At 49.6% G+C, this 18682-nt stretch carries 15 protein-coding genes; 7 read left to right on the top strand and 8 right to left on the bottom strand.

Annotated features, from left to right (window positions below; all coding sequences use genetic code 11):
* Positions 1–158: 158 nt before the first annotated feature.
* On the bottom strand, positions 159–1610 hold the full coding sequence (locus AC5I6P_RS03575) for a DUF2079 domain-containing protein (protein WP_495692385.1): 1452 nt from the start codon (positions 1608–1610) through the stop codon (positions 159–161).
* 247 nt (positions 1611–1857) lie between these two features.
* Here AC5I6P_RS03575 and plsX point away from each other — a divergent pair, with 247 nt between their 5' ends.
* The 4 genes from plsX to AC5I6P_RS03595 all read left to right on the top strand — a co-directional run bounded on the left by plsX (position 1858) and on the right by AC5I6P_RS03595 (position 5608).
* Positions 1858–2880 (top strand): phosphate acyltransferase PlsX, encoded by a 1023-nt coding sequence (plsX, locus tag AC5I6P_RS03580; RefSeq protein WP_495692386.1) that lies wholly within the window; start codon positions 1858–1860, stop codon positions 2878–2880.
* 66 nt (positions 2881–2946) lie between these two features.
* Positions 2947–3951, top strand: coding sequence for a beta-ketoacyl-ACP synthase III (locus AC5I6P_RS03585; RefSeq protein ID WP_495692387.1), 1005 nt, complete (start codon positions 2947–2949; stop codon positions 3949–3951).
* Positions 3952–4006: 55 nt separating this feature from the next.
* Positions 4007–4888 (top strand): ACP S-malonyltransferase, encoded by an 882-nt coding sequence (gene fabD, locus AC5I6P_RS03590; protein WP_495692388.1) that lies wholly within the window; start codon positions 4007–4009, stop codon positions 4886–4888.
* Positions 4889–4927: 39 nt separating this feature from the next.
* Positions 4928–5608 (top strand): lysophospholipid acyltransferase family protein, encoded by a 681-nt coding sequence (locus AC5I6P_RS03595; RefSeq protein WP_495692389.1) that lies wholly within the window; start codon positions 4928–4930, stop codon positions 5606–5608.
* Positions 5609–5628: 20 nt separating this feature from the next.
* Here the strand turns inward: AC5I6P_RS03595 and AC5I6P_RS03600 are convergent, their stop codons facing one another.
* From AC5I6P_RS03600 to AC5I6P_RS03625, 6 genes are all read right to left on the bottom strand, one after another.
* Positions 5629–6045, bottom strand: a complete 417-nt coding sequence (locus AC5I6P_RS03600) for an ATP-binding protein (protein ID WP_495692390.1) — start codon at positions 6043–6045, stop codon at positions 5629–5631.
* Between the two features lie 3 nt (positions 6046–6048).
* Positions 6049–7698 (bottom strand): SpoIIE family protein phosphatase, encoded by a 1650-nt coding sequence (locus tag AC5I6P_RS03605; RefSeq protein WP_495692391.1) that lies wholly within the window; start codon positions 7696–7698, stop codon positions 6049–6051.
* Between the two features lie 95 nt (positions 7699–7793).
* Positions 7794–8663 carry a DUF8738 domain-containing protein gene (locus AC5I6P_RS03610; protein WP_495692392.1) on the bottom strand — a complete coding sequence of 290 codons (870 nt, stop codon included), beginning with the start codon at positions 8661–8663 and terminating at the stop codon, positions 7794–7796.
* Between the two features lie 142 nt (positions 8664–8805).
* Positions 8806–10302, bottom strand: coding sequence for a site-2 protease family protein (locus AC5I6P_RS03615; protein ID WP_495692393.1), 1497 nt, complete (start codon positions 10300–10302; stop codon positions 8806–8808).
* Between the two features lie 215 nt (positions 10303–10517).
* Entirely contained in the window at positions 10518–11885 is a 1368-nt protein-coding gene (locus AC5I6P_RS03620) for a tetratricopeptide repeat protein (protein WP_495692394.1), read from the bottom strand.
* 191 nt (positions 11886–12076) lie between these two features.
* On the bottom strand, positions 12077–12325 hold the full coding sequence (locus AC5I6P_RS03625; RefSeq protein ID WP_495692395.1) for a Ycf34 family protein: 249 nt from the start codon (positions 12323–12325) through the stop codon (positions 12077–12079).
* A 176-nt stretch (positions 12326–12501) separates the two neighbouring features.
* On the opposite strand from AC5I6P_RS03625, the gene AC5I6P_RS03630 reads away from it, so the two are divergent.
* From AC5I6P_RS03630 to AC5I6P_RS03640, 3 genes are all read left to right on the top strand, one after another.
* Positions 12502–13911: a tRNA nucleotidyltransferase/poly(A) polymerase-related protein gene (locus tag AC5I6P_RS03630; RefSeq protein WP_495692396.1), complete on the top strand. Its 1410-nt coding sequence runs from the start codon at positions 12502–12504 to the stop codon at positions 13909–13911.
* 456 nt (positions 13912–14367) lie between these two features.
* Entirely contained in the window at positions 14368–16143 is a 1776-nt protein-coding gene (gene mrdA, locus AC5I6P_RS03635; RefSeq protein WP_495692397.1) for a penicillin-binding protein 2, read from the top strand.
* A 158-nt stretch (positions 16144–16301) separates the two neighbouring features.
* Entirely contained in the window at positions 16302–17270 is a 969-nt protein-coding gene (locus tag AC5I6P_RS03640) for a glycosyltransferase family 2 protein (RefSeq protein ID WP_495692398.1), read from the top strand.
* 51 nt (positions 17271–17321) lie between these two features.
* On the opposite strand, the gene AC5I6P_RS03645 is transcribed toward AC5I6P_RS03640, so the two are convergent.
* Entirely contained in the window at positions 17322–18539 is a 1218-nt protein-coding gene (locus AC5I6P_RS03645) for an NAD(P)/FAD-dependent oxidoreductase (protein ID WP_495692399.1), read from the bottom strand.
* Positions 18540–18682: the final 143 nt, after the last annotated feature.

Genomic DNA, 18682 nt, shown 5'->3' on the forward strand with positions numbered 1-18682 from the left:
CATTATCTCATCTCGTCACTGTTCTCTATTCTCCCTTATTTACCGACAAGTCTAAGGATTTCAGTAATATTACGCAAGTGTAACCACAGGGTGATAAGGCAATTAAGCTAGGAGACTCAACGCTTCAAAAATATATAAAGCCAATTTTCTATCTACTTTTACGAACCGTTGATACTTACGGATTGGTTGATGAATAAGTAGACGCGATCGCGCTGATACTCTAGTCGAAACATTGGATCGGTCTGAGCTTGCTGAAGTACCGTCTGTGCCAATTCTGGACTACTTGCCCAGCCAGGATCTTGAAGGTTCAAAAGAACATAGTGAAAGCGATCTAAGCGAGTTGGAGGCGCAATCAGCTTTGTGTAGTCCAGCACCGGACGATGGGTTAAATGGGGGGCAATGTAGCTGGTGGTCAGAATGGGTTGCCTTGATACTGCTGTTGCTTCGGAAGCGCGAACAAGGTTAATCGCCTCTCGCGTCGCCTGCCAACTGTCTAGGCGTGTCAGATATTTCTCCCCAAAGAACCCGTACTTTGCCAATGCCAAAAATGCAATGAACGACCAAAGCACAATCCATCGGGGTTTTTTGAGCCACGCTTGATCGGCTGCCAAGCTTCCAATGGTCGCCAGCAACAGAAATGGCAATGCGGGCAGCGAATATTGATGAAGTAAATCTCTTTGAAGCGATAAATCAGACAAACTATTAATCACAAGCGTTGGCACGGCTGGAATAAGGGGCAACAACTGTCGAACCGAGAGTCCCCACGCGATCGGAATGAATAGAAAGACAAGATAAACTAGGATTTCTAAAGAGAAAATTTTACCCAAAATTAGGTTTGGCTTAAGAAAGAGATTGGCGACAATCTCAAACAGTGAATTGCCTAAGTAGGAATAGCGGGCGACAGACTCGACGCCATCGGGACGAAAGTGAGGAATTACAACTTGAGTCACAATCAAGAACCAGGCCGTACCGAGACACAGCGCGATCGCACCACACATTGTTTTTCGTTCAAAGGTAATTAACCACAGCCCCATCGCCGCAACGGTGATTGACAGCGCATCTCGGCATCCCAAAATCATCACAACGCAGAGCGTAAACCAGCCTACTCGATTGCCTCTAGCTGCCCAAACTGCCCACAGCAGAAGCGGTAGCGCGATCACTTCAGGGTGAAAATCAAACAAATTGAGATTAAAAACCAGTGGGTAGAGTAGGTAGACTAGCGCGATCGCAGTTGCCTGCGATACCTCTAATCCGGCTTGTCGTGCCAAATGCCAACTCGGTAACGCTCCTCCTGCTAATGAAAGCGCCTGAATTGCAAATAACCAGTAGACGCTGGGATATAGCTTATAGAACCCCGCAATCCCGTAGATGATCCAATCCGCGTGTCCTCCCATGACGTGGTATCCCCAAAAAGACACAATGGGGGGCAAACCTTGGCTAATGAGGTAAATTGCCTGGTCAAAATAGCCCAAATCCAACGCTGTAGATTGAAATAGCTGATGGCGGACGCTGCTACAGACAAAGAGGATGAGAGCCGCGATCGTCATCATCACGCCGACTTGCCAGGGGAGATCAAGGAGTAAAAGGCGCTTTTTCCAGTGGGCATGCATGATCAGGAAAGGGATTGTGGTGTAGACAAGCCGTGAGAAACGGATAAAGGGCTAAATGCAGTTTAGGAGAATTTAGCCCTATTTGTTGAAGCTTGCGATGTCGTTCTTACGTCCTAACTTCTACAGTCCCTTCCTTATTTGTCCTCTGGTGAGCGACAATAAAGTAACTTTCCCTTCTACCCGATTGAAGGAGCTATGAATGGAAGGCGGTCTGATAGAATTTGTAAGGTTTTTACAAACTTAGCTAATGGGATCAACGCGGGTACGAATTGCAATTGATGCCATGGGAGGCGACAACGCTCCTGCTGAAATCGTGGCTGGAGCGCTCCGGGCACAAGAAGAATTGGAGGCAGAGGTTTTACTAGTTGGCGAACCCCAACAAGTAGAAGCCGCTCTCAAGCAACACGCGCAAACTTCTCTGATCGAAATTGTTCCTGCTGAAGGAACGATCGAAATGGAAGAAGAGCCACTCACTGCCTTGCGTCGCAAGCCTAAAGCATCCATTAACGTGGCAATGGATCTGGTGAAAAAGGGTCGAGCCGATGCGGTGGTGTCGGCGGGGCATTCAGGGGCGGCAATGGCAGCCGCGTTGCTGCGTCTCGGTCGTCTGCCCGGAATCGATCGTCCCGCGATCGGGGCGGTGTTGCCGACGCTGATTGCCGGAAAGCCAGTTCTAATTTTAGATGTCGGGGCAAATGTCGATTGTCGCCCCAAGTTTCTAGAGCAATTCGCGCTTATGGGAACCATCTATTCTCAGTATGTCCTGGGCAATCCCGATCCAAAAGTCGGTTTGCTCAACATTGGTGAAGAACCAAACAAAGGGAACGAATTAGCGATTCAGACCCACCAACTGCTGCAAGAAAATTCGGCTATTCCCTTTATTGGCAACGCGGAAGGACGAGATGTACTGTCAGGGCACTTTGATGTGATTGTCTGCGACGGCTTTGCTGGAAACGTTTTGCTCAAATTTGCAGAAGCCGTTGGAGAAGTGGCGCTACAAATTCTTCGCGAAGAGCTTCCAAGAGGCTTGCACGGTAAAGCAGGCGTATCGCTCTTGCGTCCCAACCTCAAGCGGATTAAACAACGGATGGATCACGCTGAGCATGGCGGTGGGCTCTTGCTTGGTGTAGCGGGAGTTTGCATTATTAGCCATGGCAGTTCTCAAGCACCGACGATTTTTAACGCTGCTCGATTGGCGAAAGATGCGATCGACAATCATGTGTTAGATCGCATTCGGTCTAGCTATGAAAAACCCGCCGTGAGTAGCTGACCACTAATTTCCCTCAGAGGCGCACGGCGTCTGAACTATTGCCCTGCAAAGATGGAGTAAAGAACCTTGGAACACTCAGGGTTAGGACTAGCAATTACAGGCTGCGGATCGGCAACTCCCGCTGTGTCTGTTGACAATACTCAACTCAGTCAAATCGTGGAAACATCGGATGACTGGATTGCTTCGCGGACTGGCATTCGTCACCGACGGTTAGCACCTCCCGATAGCTCTCTAGCCGAGCTTGCGGCAGAGGCGGCAAAGGGTGCGATCTCAATGGCGGGCATCACCGCAATGGATGTCGACCTGATTCTCCTCGCAACGTCCACTCCGGACGATTTGTTTGGCACTGCCTGTCGAGTCCAGGCAGAAATCGGAGCGTCTAGAGCCGTAGCGTTTGACCTCACTGCTGCCTGCTCTGGCTTTGTCTTTGGCATGGTGACTGCCGCACAGTACATTCGCACTGGTGTTTACCAAAATGTGTTGCTGATTGGGGCAGACATTCTCTCCCGCTGGGTTGATTGGACGGATCGGCGCACGTGCGTCCTATTTGGCGATGGTGCGGGTGCAGTTGTCATGCAAGCAAACGAGGCCGATCGATTGCTCGCGTTTGAGCTTCGCAGCGATGGCATGCTCAATAAGTGTCTCAATTTGTCGTATAACAGCCAACCAAAACCCTTATTGGAAGATGTAGCGATCGCACAGGGTACATTCAATCCGATCACGATGAACGGGCAAGATGTCTATCGCTTTGCCGTAAAGCGAGTTCCCGAGGTGATCGAAAAGGCTCTATTTCGGGCAAATCTAACCGTTGAACAGGTGGATTGGCTCTTGCTGCACCAAGCCAACCAGCGAATTTTAGATGCCGTTGCCACCCGACTGCATATTCCTTCCCATAAAGTCATTAGCAATCTGGCACAACACGGCAATACATCAGCGGCGTCAATTCCCCTAGCGTTAGATGAAGCCGTGCGCCACGGACAGGTCAAACCTGGAGATATGATCGCGGCGTCTGGTTTCGGCGCAGGCTTAACCTGGGGGGCTGCCCTATTTCAATGGGGTCGATTCGATTAGTTCTTCGACAGACGCACTTCCACAGTTCTCTATCCATCACACTGTAGAACCACTAATGACGAAAACGGCATGGGTATTCCCTGGGCAAGGATCTCAGACGGTTGGTATGGGCATCGATTTACTTGATCTGCCAGCAGGAAAGGCACGATTTGAGCAGGCTGAGCAAATTTTAGGCTGGTCTGTTGTTGAAACCTGTCAGAACGAAGACGACAAGGTTTCGCAAACGCGGTACACGCAGCCTTGTATGTACGTCGTTGAAACGGTTCTAGCAGACCTGCTAAATGCCCAAGGACATCGCCCTGATTATGTAGCAGGTCACAGTTTAGGAGAATACGCCGCTCTCTACACCGCAGGCGTCTTTGATTTTGAATCTGGACTGCGCCTAATTCAACGCCGAGCCGAATTGATGGACACTGCTTCGGAGGGCATGATGGCAGCATTGTTAGGCTGCGATCGCGCTCAACTCGACGCTGTTCTTGCCCAAACGCCCGACGCCGTTCTTGCCAACGACAATAATTCTGGGCAGGTCGTCATTTCTGGAACGCCCGACGCGGTTGAATTGGTTTTAGGTCAAGTCAAGGCGAAACGCGCGATCCGTCTCAATGTGAGTGGAGCCTTTCACTCTCCGCTGATGGCAGATGCCGCCGCTCGGTTCAACACTGTTCTCGATCAGGTTGAATTTCAAACGGCTCAAGTTCCAGTATTGTCTAATGTTGACCCAACTCCCAGCACCGACGCAGTGGCGCTCAAGGACCGGCTTAGTCGTCAGATGACGGGTTCTGTTCGGTGGCGCGAGATCTCACTAAAGTTTCCTCAGCAAGGCGTCAGTCGTGTGATTGAGGTCGGACCTGGTAAAGTTTTAACAGGCATCATCAAGCGTAGCTGCCCTGAGTTAGGCTTAGAAAATATTAGTAGTGTCGCAGACTTACCTGCTTAGGGGGGACGCTAGGAGTCACACTCCCCCTACCCGATACCTATGACCCCCAATTCTATAGAACCGTCCCCCCAGTCTTCAAATCTTGAACCTCAGCGAGAACCGTTCATCAGTCTCGCTCTTTATCATCTGTTTAAATGGTCTGTTGTCGCTCCCGTCCTCCACGGCTATTTCCGGGGGCGCATTTATGGTGCCGATCATGTACCTCGCTACGGACGATTACTCGTTGTCAGCAATCATGCTAGCGATTTTGACCCTCCATTACTATCGTGTGCGGTAGGGCGTCCTGTAGCCTACATGGCAAAAGAAGAGTTATTTCAGATTCCAGTTCTGAAGCAAGCCATTCAGGCGTATGGAGCGTATCCAGTGAAGCGAGGGAGCGCTGACCGTGCCGCGATGAAAGCCGCGATCGCATCAATCAAATCGGGTTGGGCAACGGGCGTATTTCTCGATGGCACTCGCACCCTTGACGGTCGCATTACTGATCCAAAACTCGGGGCGGCATGGATTGCTGCCAAAACAAACTCCCCACTCTTACCCGTCGGCTTGTGGGGAACTGATCAAGTCTTTAAGAAAGGCTCTACCATTCCGCGTCCTGTGCCTGTGACCATTCGGATTGGAGAGATCATTTTGCCGCCCCAATCGAGCGATCGCGCTGAACTGGAAGCCGTCACTAGTCGCTGTGCCGAAACCATTAATGCCTTACTCGATTTAGGACGCTAATGCTGGCACATCAGATTGCTCTAATCTGAAAAACTAGCTTCAAGCTTCAAACAATTTCGACCGTTGACTTGGAGACGATATTCTACGCGATCCATCAGTCGATTGAGAATTAGCCATCCATAGCCATGTTCCTGCATCTCTTGCGGAGAAGGAGGGAGATAGGTAGATAGGTCGTAGCCCGCGCCATGATCCCAAATTTCTAAGGCAAACTCTCGGTTTCTCAATTCCAACCGCAGAATCACGGGAAGCGTCGGCTGATCGCGGTGAGCATGACGCACAACATTTGAGTATGCCTCGACTAACGCAAGGCGCAATCGAGTCGATTGACGTGACCAATCGACTTGATCGCCAATTTCAGCTTCTAGCGTACCAAGGAGCCAAGTCTCAGCTACGTTAAGGAATTTTATATCACTCGGGATCTGAAGCTCAGTTCTCATAAGTTACAGAACCTCCAGAGAAAGAATCGTCTGGTCATCTTCCTGAATAGCAGTTTGGGCTTGAATGCGACTGAGAAGTTGCTTCAAATCTAAGCATTCCCTTGTTTGCCGTAATAATTGCCATAGTCCAGTTTCTCTCAGCATCAAACCCGTTCCACATCCTTCCAAAGGAGACTCACCATAAACAGTTGCTTCTGTAATGCCATCGCTTGTCAGTAACAACACTTCGCCAGGTTGAAGCGCCAAATCACCTGCGATCGCGTTCCAAGTTGGTAAAATGCCGAGCGGTACTCCACGAACTTTCAGGTAATTCGGCTCAACAGGTTCGGTTCGGTTCGACCAGACTAGCGGATAAATATGTCCAGCATTGGCGTATACCAGTTGCTTTGTATCTGGGCTATAGCGGGCAAGAACTAAGGTGATAAAGCAATTTGCACTAACTAGATCATTCGCTAGAATGCTGTTGAGATTTCGCATCACCTCATCCGGTTCTGGCGGTGCTTCTTGAGCTAATTCTCGGCGTAAGACCGAAATGGCGCTTGCCATAAACAAGGCGGCTGGAACCCCTTTTCCAGACACATCCCCAACCGCTAACCAAACATCGCCATGGGGATGCTGGTAGACCTCAAAAAAATCGCCGCCCACTTCGCTTGCCGGATGACAGCACGCTTGAACTTTAAACTCCTCTACATCGGGCAATATCTGACGCAGAAGATTGCTTTGAATCTGGCGGGCGACTCCTAACTCTACGCGGATCTGCTCGGCTTGCTGTTGGGTACGCTGATAGAGTTGTGCTTGCGAAATAGCGAGCGCGGCTTGTTCTGCTACTTCTTCAATGAGATGAATATCCTCTTTCGACCACAAAGGAGTATCAACTCCTCGATGCAACGAGAGAATTGCTAGTAACCCTTGTTGATACGTGAGCGGAACAGCAAGATGAGGCGCTTGCTCACCTTGGCTGGGTGGCTCCATTTCCGTCTGGTGTTGCTTGAGAACCGATTGAATCAGAGCAGACTTCCGATCTGCATCACAATCTCCGTCCCGGCAACCAGTGGAGCAAAAAATGGCTGATTGAGAGAGTAGCATATCTCCTTCTACCGGGTGGAGCATGCTACAGGTCGCTTCAAACGCCTGCCCCAAGGTCTCCACGAGTGTTTGCAGCATACTCTGATAGTTTAGAGAACTGCGAATGGCAGAAGTGATAGCATTAAAGAGTGATTCCCGTCGCAGGGCGCGCTTTAAATCTTCGGTGCGTTGTTTGATAACACGGTAAGTTTCGGTTGCCTGCTCGATCACGACTTGAAGTTGCTGAGGCTTCCAAGGCTTGGTGATGTATTTGAAAACTTTACCTGCATTGATCGCATCCACCAAATCCTCGACATCGGTGTATCCCGTGAGAACAATCCGAATTGTGTCTGGGAAGAGATCGACGGTTCTGCCGAGAAACTCAGTGCCGAGCATTTCGGGCATCCGTTGATCAGAAATAATAATTGCCATCTCGCCATGATCATCCAGCAGTTTGAGAGCCTCGATCGCGCTCGTTGCTCTAACCACGTCATAGTCTCGCCGGAACGTGCGATAGAGCAAGTCAAGGTTATCTGGCTCATCATCTACAATCATGAGTTTAAGCTTGGGCTTTGATTCCCGTCTCATGCCATTCCTCACTCCTTAGAGCTTATAAACTCTAGGTTAAGTTTTCCCTTTCTAGGGGTTGAACGAACGGCTGGGGCAGAGGCACAAGCTGCAAACTAGTTTGATTGAGCCAGGTTTTGCCAGCTTTGGATGACAGTTTGGAGAGGACTGGGGAGTTGATTTTGAACTGAGTCAGAATATTGAACGGTTGCCGCTGGACTGGTGAGCGTGACGGTAAAGAAATCAGCAGAACCTGGCTTTGCAGGATAGCTGAGCCGATCAAATTGCTCCAAATGAGCTTGCTCTAGCATCTTCTGAAAGGGCTGTAATTGCTGAGGAGAGAGGCGGTAGACCTTGGTTGGAGCGTAGGTTCCGTTGGCTCTCATTCTGGAGTGAAGGAGCCGTCCGTCAGCTAATAAAACAGTTTGAGCCGTTTGCCCAGCGAAACCGCCGCTTGTGATGACGCGAAAAACGGTTCCTCGCTCCAGTGGTTTCGGAAGTTCGTCGTCTTCCAAGCGAGTCGGACTAAGTTGGCTCGTGCTGGTCTTGGGTTCAAGCTTGATCACGGAACCTTGACGATCGCTGCGATACGTCCATGCTTGGTTCTTGCCTTCAACGCGCACCCGCCAACCGTCAACTAGCGCTTGGGTGCAGAGTACTCCGGGTTCTGCTAAGCCCAGACAGCCATCGCTCCAAGTGCGTGGCTCAACCTGAATGATTCTTAACGATGAACGGGAAACGTCGGATTTTCGAGTAATGTCTCGTAGGATCGCGTTGGTCACTGGGATTGGAGCCATTGGAGAGCGAGAGGCGTTGACCGGACGAGCAGTAGCGTCTTCAGATGAATTACTCAGTTTCTTGACTTCGGAAGATTGCTTGAGGGGATTCGCGGAAGCGGGTTGGAGCAATGGCATTCCGGTCATGAGGGACAGCGCTCCAACAAGCGCGATCGCGGCGAGAAGCTTGGCAGAAGAACTAGGACGCATGGGAAAATTCTGAAAGAGTAGGTACTAGCTATGACGACACCAGCGCAACGCAAGGTTCCGGGACAGGTGTTCATTTAGTAGGCAAGAAATTTGACAAAGTAGACAAGTTAGCCCGATTACACAATCAAACCAACTACCTAAACTAACCACCAATTCCTAGTCGTCCTGCAAGGCTGGGCGTTAGCGGCAGCAGAATTGTAATCATTAGAAATAACGCCAGTAACCCAAAAGCGGCTCGTGCGTCGTCGGGTTCTGTCAGTTCGTTAAAGCTTGGACGCTCAAGGCTACGTTGCAACACCACAATGACGATTGCCCAATACAATGCTAATGGGTTTACGAGGGAAGCAATTCCGAGGACCAAAATAGTAGCAACCGTGGTTCTATTAGCGGTTTTGCGTCCGTAAATCGCTTGAACAATTCTGCCGCCGTCTAACTGTCCAGCAGGCATGACATTGATGGCGGTAATCACTAACCCAATCCAACCGAGAACAACTAAGGGATGAATGGCGACAATGGGTTGTTGAACAGCCGTTCCTAAAAGAACCCGTGCCAATGTTCCGATCAGGATCGACCCTTCAAAAAATTGGGTTGGCACTTTGAATAGGCTATCAGCATTAGAAAGAGACAGTCCAGTAATCAGCATTCCTAGCGATAGAATTCCTCCGGCAGCAGGACCCGCGATCGCGATATCAAACAGGGCGCTGCGGCTCGGCAGAAATGATTCAAATCGCGTAATTGCTCCGAATGAGCCAATTTGCCAAGTCGGAATGAAATAGGGCAGACTCAATCGAACCCGATAGCGGCGCGCCATCAGCCAGTGACCCAGTTCATGAACTCCCAAAATTGCCAGCAGCCCTAAGCTAATAGGTAATACTTCCCAATAGCGATCGGGCGAACTGTAGAAGTCAAATCCTAATAGAATCCCCCCTGTTTCTAAACTTGTAGCGATCGTCGCGACAAACAAAACGAGTGCCAGCAGCTTCTGTGTTAGAGTAGACGGCTTCGGATCATTCTTACTCGGTAAAACAACCACCACCGGCTTTCCTTGGGGATTTTCAACCAGAAAGAGATGGTAGCGATCGCCGACTCGTTCTTCTAAACTCTTCGATAGCCTAGTGAAGGTTGGCTCAACCTCGCCCCGCAAATTGCCTTGAAAGATAGCTCCTTCTTGGTAGGACGTTGTTTCAGTTACAAAAAATGTATCAATCCCAAAGATTTCTTTGATGGTTTGCAAATCTTCTGCCGGAATCGGTACAACTTCGGGAGGTTGAAGCGCTTCTGCGGCTTTTTCTACAGCTTGCCGTTCGCTCAGTGTCGCTTGAGAAGGGGAATCCCCGTTAGGTTCTAGGTCTGGATTGGCAAGAGTTGCCGCTCGTTTCGATAAAACATCTTGCCCAGCAGCTCTTAGCTGGCGTCCAAGCAAAATATAGGCGGCTGTAGATGCAATAAATAACAGCAGCATCCCAGCAAGATTTAAATAGATTCCAACAGCAAATAATCCAAAAAAGAGCAGCCAAGGAGCCATCAAGACCACAGACTGGAGCCACGCTAAAATGCCTATCTTTCCATAGGGTCGAGCGCGGTTAAACCCCCAGCCCAAGACGGCTATAGCGACTAATACGGTTAGGGCAGTAATCATAGCTATTAAACCCCTGTAAGACAGTGCTGACCTTGATCAAATCAGTCTCAGTGCAGCGTTTACAGTTCTCTATCAGTGAAACATCTTCAGTTCTACTGTATACCGAACGCGGGGTCTTCTAAAGAGAGAAAGCGAGACGTCACAAAAATCGTGTAGAGATAGTTCTATAGAACTATCTCTACACGATTTTAGCAGCATGTTGTCAAACCAACAAATTATTGCTTCATGCTGTTTAGATTGCTGAGCGAGTTGCGGTAGCCTTCGGCATTACTATCTTGGCGGTAAAGCTCTGCCGCCTTCTGGAGATCCAGGAACGCTGCTTGGCGATCGCCAGAGCGGGCAAGTAACATGCCGCGATTGTAATAAGCTTCAGCGCTATTGACATTGAGCCGGAGCGTCTGATTGAAATCCTCGATCGCGCCCTGCAAGTCGCCGAGTTGCATCCGGGCTTTGCCCCGCGCCTCGTAGGCATTGGGATCGTTGGTGTTGTAATTTACTGCTTGGGTGTAATCGGCAAACGCGCCTTGTTTATCGCCTAGCTGCGATCGCACTGAGGCACGTGCAGCATAAGCAGTGGTCAGGGTAGGTTGCGCTAAAAGGGCTTGATCGTAATCTGCGATCGCGCCTGGTTTGTCGCCCATAATGCCCCGCAGATCGCCTCGACTTTTCAGAACATCGGCATAGTCTGACTTCAAGCGAAGCGCTTGATTATAATCGTCCATTGCGCCGGACTCATCACCCAACGCCGCTCGAATCAGACCCCGTTGATGAAACGTCTCAGGCTGATCAGGACTCAGTTGAATGACTTGCGTGTAATCGGCTTGAGCCGCTTCTAAATTGCCCATTTTAGAATTTGTAGCCGCGCGGCTGAAGTAAGCGGCAATGTAGTTGGGCTTGAGGCGAATCGCTTGGCTGATATCCTCGATCGCGACAGCGTCTTCGCCCATATCGTGACGCAAGGTTCCTCGGATCAGAAAGGCTTCCGCATAATTGGACTGAAGCTTAATTGCTTGATTCAGGTCATCTAGCGCGCCCGTGCGATCGCCCTGATTAAATTTGACATACCCCCGGTTTAAGAGGGCTGGAGCATAAGTCGGCTGGACTTGTAGGGCTTTCTCAAAGTCTGCGATCGCACCGCTCGTATCCTGAGACTGCGATTTGATGTAGCCCCGATTCACATATGCCGCTGCTAAAGTCGGATCAAGCTCAATTGCCTTGCTCAGATCGTTAATCGCAGCTTCCATGCTGCCTGAGTTATAGCGAATGCCACCGCGATGAGCGTAAACGATCGCATCGGCTGGGTTCATGGTGGCAGCGTGATTGAGGTCTTGCATTGCCCCTTCGCGATCGCCAAGCCGCGACCGTACCATACCCCGTCCGACAAACGCGCCACTCAAGCTCGGATTGCGTTGGATCGCTTGATTATAGTCCTCTAGCGCCTCGCGATAGCGGGCGCTGCGGGCCTTGCTTTCTCCCTGATTGTAAAAATTTTGAGCTTCTTGAATAACCTTTGAAAGTTCGATGGTCTTGGCTGGTGGCTGAGTCGTTTCAGCCCAAGCTGCGCCGCCAACAGCAGCAATCATATTAATTGTAGTAAGAGCGGTCAGCGCAAAGCGTGAAGCAATTGCAACCTGAGATCGAGTGTGACGAATGAAGCGCATGGCTCTCCAACGCTATGGAATTTTTAAACTTCCCTCTCAGGATTCCCATAACTAGCCATCGAGTTGCATTTTAGATATCTCGCTGACGCTACACTGCTATGTTTAAGTTGCGATTAAGTTGGCACTAGCTCACCCGGACGGAGTTTCACCCACTTTCCTGATTCCTCTCTGAAACTGAGACAGCCAACCACATCCCATTCCATTTCGATGTAGTCACCGCGATCGCGGATGTTAACATTGATTGTTGGCTCAGTTGCCTCAAAATCGGGCGTTTCGGTCAGGTGGACTTGCTGGTGCTGCGTTTCTACTGCGTTGTAGGTCGTGCAGCGATCGACGTAATGGCAATTGATGCAAATACACATGGTTCTAGTCTCTCTGTTCAAATAGAATCGAGATCCTCTCTATTTCTGCTACTCTAGCTCAGGCACAACCATTAAATCACTCACTATTGGTTGATTTATGTTGCGGAAACAGCAGAGGTTGAACTCCAAATTTTGTTGCTTCATTAAGTTTAAATTACCTACGGATTGATCGACCCTTGACTGTTCTGAACGAGTATCAACTAAACGTGTTATCCGACTCCTCGGTGCTGTCTCCCCGGAAATGGCCCTTCAGCATCAAGTGGCTACCGAAGGCCGCTTGTTTGGTAGGAGGGACAGTCCGAGACGCCCTGCTCGGTCGAGAATCGGAGTATTTAGATCTCGATTTTGTGTTACCCAGCGATGCGGTCGAAACGGCAACCGCGATCGCCCGCCACTATAGAGCCGGATTTGTGCTGCTTGATGCAGAACGTCAGATTGCACGGGTCGTGTTTGAGCAAGGAACGGCTGATTTTGCGCTACAGGTGGGAGCCTCTCTAGAAGCAGATTTGCGGCGACGCGATTTTACCGTCAACGCGATCGCGTACAATCCGCACACCGCAGAATTGCTTGACCCACTTGGGGGTTACGAAGATTTGCAGCGCAAACGCCTCCGCATGATTTGTGCGGAGAATTTGCAGGAAGATCCCTTGAGGCTGCTGCGTGCCTACCGTCAAGCGTCTCAACTCGGATTTACGTTAGATCAAGATACTCAGCACGCCATTCGTCAGCTTGCCCCACAGTTACGCCACATTGCGGCAGAGCGAGTCCAATCAGAACTAAATTATCTGCTCAGCACGGTAAAAGGAACGCCTTGGCTGCGGAGCGCTTGGGAGGATGGCTTACTGAATGATTGGTTCCCCGACGCGACCGATGAAGGATTGCGCCGAATTGCGGCGATCGATCAAACGACCGTCGTAATTCAAGAAACTTGGGCAGATTTTTGGGCAGAACTGGTGCGCGGAGTCCGTGGCGCGACAGCCGGAAAATCTCGAATGGAGCCAAAAGCGTCAGGGTCAGCCCGAACCTGGATTACGATCGCTAAGCTTGCTAGCCTACTCTCTAGCGATCCCCAAACTGCAGAAGGGCAGCTATGGCGGCTGAAATACAGTCGGGCAGAAATCCAAGCCGCAAGTACGGTGATCAAATCATTGCCTGCGTTTCAGACTGCTAATCCTTGCTCCAAGTGGACGCTGGCAGAGCAGTATTTCTTCTTCCAAAGTGCTGGCATTACGTTTCCAGCGGTGATGCTGCTGGCGATTGGCGCTGCCAAGCTCCAAAGGGATGCGTACGACGTCTCAAGTAGTATGGCAGCGGGACTGTTTTTCGATGGGCTAAGCGCCGGCAATTCTGAAGGAGGCGCTCTCCTAATTGAGCGGTTCTTAAACAGCAATGATCCAGTCGCCCATCCGAAGGCTTTGGTGACAGGGCAAGACCTAATGAAAACCCTGCATATTCCTGCTGGACCTATTATTGGACGACTGCTCGCCGCACTGCAACTGGCACATGCTGAGCAAAAAATTACGAGTCGTGATGATGCGTTGGCTTTGGCTAAAACCTTGTTAGCGGCGGATTCCTCGAATTTTTAGCGTCTAGCCTCAGATTCTTGGTTTTTTGATGCGGTACTGAATCGGTAAATACTGAACCAGGCGTTTTGAAGAACCGTGTTTTCTCGCTTGTGCTATGGAATAGCAAGACTTTTGCCAGAAACTTCCGGAGTGAAAAACCTAGATAGAGAAGGTAACAAGATGCCCCTTTCAAATCTTGGCTTCTGCCGTCAAGAAGCAACATCCTGCTGTTGCTCAAAATCATTCGTCTCTATTGCTAGGAATAATAGAAATAGGGAGTCCTCGATTTTCTTCATTAAAGAAACCAATTTGACAGGAACTTAGTTGGTTTCCACAATCAAGAGGAGTAATTTAACGTGCTCGTCATGATCCCCTTACTCACCGATTAAAAATCTGCTCAAAGAGTTTTAATGTCTTTAAACTCTACCCTTAGGTAGGTTGCGATCATAAAATTTAATTAAAGGACGTTGAGGTCGTATGGCGACAGGCTTTTCATCTGCATCTACTAAAAATTGGGTTAATCGGACGCGATCGCACCGCACGTCTCGTGCCATTGTGTTGTTGATGATTGCGACGGGGTTAATTAGCATCTGTTTGTTTCGCGTTGCTTACCTACAGCTTGTGCAAGGCGAGTACAATCGGCAGCTTGCTGACAATAACCGAATTCGTCCGCTGCCGATTGTTGCCGATCGCGGCAATATTCTCGATCGCAACGGCAAAACATTAGCAACGAGTCAACTCTCGCGATCGGTGTATCTCTATCCACGCGAGCAAACGAAAGAGCAATGGCAGGAAAGCGCTAAACAATTGAGTCAGCTTCTAGGGATGCCTGCCGAAGAAATTCTCAAGAAAATAGAAGAGCGAGGATATCGATCGGCAATGCCTGTGCGGATCTTCCGCAAACTCGACGAGAAACGCTTTATTGCCCTTTCTGAAAGCGGAACGATCCCCGGACTCGAGATGCAGCCTGAATCGAACCGATTCTACCCCCATGGCAGTTTGGCGTCGCATGTGATCGGCTATATCGGTGAGGCAACCCAAGACGATCTCAAAGGACACCCCGAATTTCCGGTCGGAATGCTGCTGGGTCGAATGGGAATCGAGCGGATCGCAGATGATGTGTTGCGCGGAACCTGGGGCAATCGCTTGATTGAGGTGGACTCTGTTGGTAAAGAGTTGAACATGTTGGGCGTACAGCAACCTGCTTCAGGTTCACCCTTACAACTCACCTTAGATTTGAAAATGCAACAAGCGGCGGAGAAAGCGTTGAACAATCAGCGCGGTGCGGTTGTGGCAATGGACATCAAGACCGGAGCTGTATTAGTGCTAGCGAGTGGGCCAACGTTTGATCCCAACATGTTTACGCGCAAGATTACTCAAACCGAATGGGACGCACTTCAAAACGAAAACACGCCCTTGTTAAACCGTGCGCTGCAAGGCTATCCGCCGGGAAGCACATTCAAAATTGTGACGGCGGCGGCAGGAATGGAGTCGGGTAAGTTTTCGCCCACGTCCACCTTACCTACCTATGGCGCAATCAATATTGGTGGCACGCTGTTTCACGAACATGGGGGCGGAGGCCATGGTGTAATTGGCTTTCGAGATGCATTTGCCGTTAGCAGCAACACGTTCTTCTATCAAGTGGGCATGGCGGCTGGTCCGGAAGAAATTGCGAAATGGGGACAGAACCTCGGCATTGGAACATCATCAAACATGGGACTTGAGGGGGGCAATCATGGCGTGATTCCCACCCCAGAGCAAAAACAAAAGCTCTACAACGAGCCGTGGTATGGGGGCGACACGGTGAGTATGGCGATCGGGCAAGGTGTTGTCCAGGTGACGCCGCTCGAGATGGCGGTGATGGTGTCTGCGATCGCCAATGGTGGTAAGCGAGTGAAACCTCACCTGATGGTCAACCAAAACTTTCAGCCTGAGATGCAGCCCGAAGCGACTGGAATGAATCCAGGCACAGTTAACGCGATTCGAGAAGGACTCATTGCGGTGGTGAAAGAAGGAACCGCGCGTCAGCTTAGCGATGGCTCTATTCCCCCAACGGCTGGTAAAACCGGAACTGCTGAAGTGCTTGGACAACGCGACAATGCGGTGTATGTAGGGTATGGTCCGGTAAAGAACCCACAGATTGCAGTGGCGGTTGTGGTGGAAAATGGCGGATTTGGGGCAGAATCGGCAGTGCCGATCGCGCATGAGATCTACAAGGCTTATTTTGGCCCTCAGAAGAAACCTAATTCTTAGTTCATAGTCAGTCATTACTAGGACAGAGATTTTTGGGTATTTCCAAAAATCTCTTTTTTGTTATAAGAGGAACAAATATAATTGGGATGGAGGGAAAATTATGTACTTGCCATATTTGTTCAGTTAAGAATTTAGAATTTGCGGGCGGGAGTAAGTTTGTGAATCATGATCTTCTGAGCTTTTCTATTATCTTAGAAACAGAAAACTTGGTGAATGCTGATTTGAAAGGGCTCTCGCGATCGCTCTCTTCATTGGCCGCTCAAGAGCCTGGCCCCACTTGTGCAAACGAAGTTATTCTAATTGATAGTGGCAATGCGCCAGCAGATTTACTAGAGGAGTTGTGTCACCTTTATCCCTGGATTGAAATTCACGAAGCGCCTATAGGCACTGGATATTATCAGTCCAAAATGCTGGGTGCAAAGCTGGCAACTGGAGAAATCATTGTCTTCTATGATTCTGATTGTACTTATGAACATTATTGGTTAGAAGTAATATTGCAGCCATTTTACCAATCAGAAAATATCCAAATTGTTGCAGGTGAAACGGCAACGGTCAGTGCAGGAATTTATGGAACTGCAATGGCAATGACTTACATTTTTCCTCAATTTTCTGGTCAAAAAGAGTTAGCTCCAGCTAAGCAATATTTTCTAAACAACGTTGCATTTCGCCGAGAGTTTTTGTTGCGCTATCCTATCCCTACTCAGTTGCCGCTCTACCGAGGCAATTGTGTGATTCATGCTCATTATCTCCGAGAACAAGGCTTCACGATTTGGAAACAGCCACAGGCAAGAACGCTACATGCACCGCCCAATGGTTTAGCTCATTTCTTCTGGCGATTTTTATTAATCGGTCATGATTATTATTGGCAAAAGCGACTGCTGAGACGGGGAAAAAAGCGAGACCAACTAGACGATCCAACGATGAATGGAATTGGTGGCAAGATACAGGTGTTTTGCGATCGCCTTCACAAAATGGTTGCAAACGATCCTCGCCATATCTTCTTTTTTCCTTTGGCCATTCCCGTTATGTTCGTATCAGCATCGCTAATCCACCTTGGCTATCTCATTTCTCTACGAAAGCCAAATTATCTACTAGAGCAATACAGCAAGATTCTAGATAATCACTAATGCCCCCTGTCTTTATAGATGATGTCTCATAGAGGCTGTCTGAATTGGTAATCACCCATTCAACGCCGGAAAGAAGTTCTCCCCCACCGATCGCTTTAGCCGCCGCATTGCCCGACCTGCCATATCGGTAAACAGCAACTCCCCACACAAAAGCTGTGTGGCATAGCGTGTTGCCTTCTCATATTTGACGCCATATTTATAGCAAGCGCCCGTCCACTGATAAAACACGCGAGATAGATTGAGCGCTGCATCAAAGTTCGCCGCAAACTCAGCATGAATCCGATTGGTGTACTCGTGAGCCGCATCGTCTGCGATCGCACTAGCGGCGATCGCGCCACTTTTCACGGCATGCAGAATCCCATCACCAAACAATGGATTAATCAATCCTGCCGCATCGCCAATTAATAAGATCCGTCCTTCATGCAGTAATTCTTTGCCGCTCCAGGTTGGTAAGGGATGTCCCCGAAAGCGGAGATTGTTCGGATCGTATTTTACATTCAGCGCATCCATATACTCAAAAATCGTTTTCTGCAATTCCGTCCGAATCGTGCTGTCGCCCCGCGCATCTTTCTTATCTGGACGAAACAATCCCGCGCCGATATTGAGGTGATCCGCTTTCGGAAAGATCCAGGCATAGCCCCGCTTCACCGCACCGTATTCCAAATGGGCAATATCAGGACGCAATTCTCCATGTCCATCGCCCCACTGGTGAGGCTGTTCAACCTCTAGCGCGATCGCGATCGCAGGATTCTTTCTTAACTTCGTCGCCTTGACGGTCACGCCATTAGCACCATCAGCTCCAATTACATACTTTGCTTTTGCAACAAACTGGGTTCCGGTTTTGACCCCTTCCGCCCGGACAATCACGCCGTCGGACTGGGGATCTAGCGATCGCAGCGCAACCCCATCGCGTAAATCTGCCCCCAGTTGGGCCGCTCGTTGCGCTAACACATTGTCAAAGATCGGACGCTGCACCATCCACAGAGAGAGCGTTTCATCAGAACCGGGAGGATTAATCGGAGCGAGGTAAGGATCATCAAATTTCCAGGTATGACGCATAAACATCACATCCGATTCGACAAACGCTTCTGGCGCTAAATCATACAAATGGTTTTGCATCACCATTGGCATTCCGCCGCCGCACGTTTTATGACGCGGCAAAAACTGTTTTTCCAGTAGCGCAACCTTTAGTCCTGCTCTTGCGGCTTCCGCCGCTGCCGTTGCCCCCGCAGGCCCGGCTCCACACACGACAACATCGTAATTCTGCATAGATTCAAGTCTTGCTACATCGCAATCTTTAGCTTAAAGGGAAAGGGGAAAGGGGGGAAGAGGAAAGATCAGTTCGTTTTCAACCCTTCATTAAGCCTCACAGTTAAATTCTGTATTCATCACCTTAACTTTCTACCACAGGG

This window comes from Myxacorys sp., assembly GCF_059501405.1.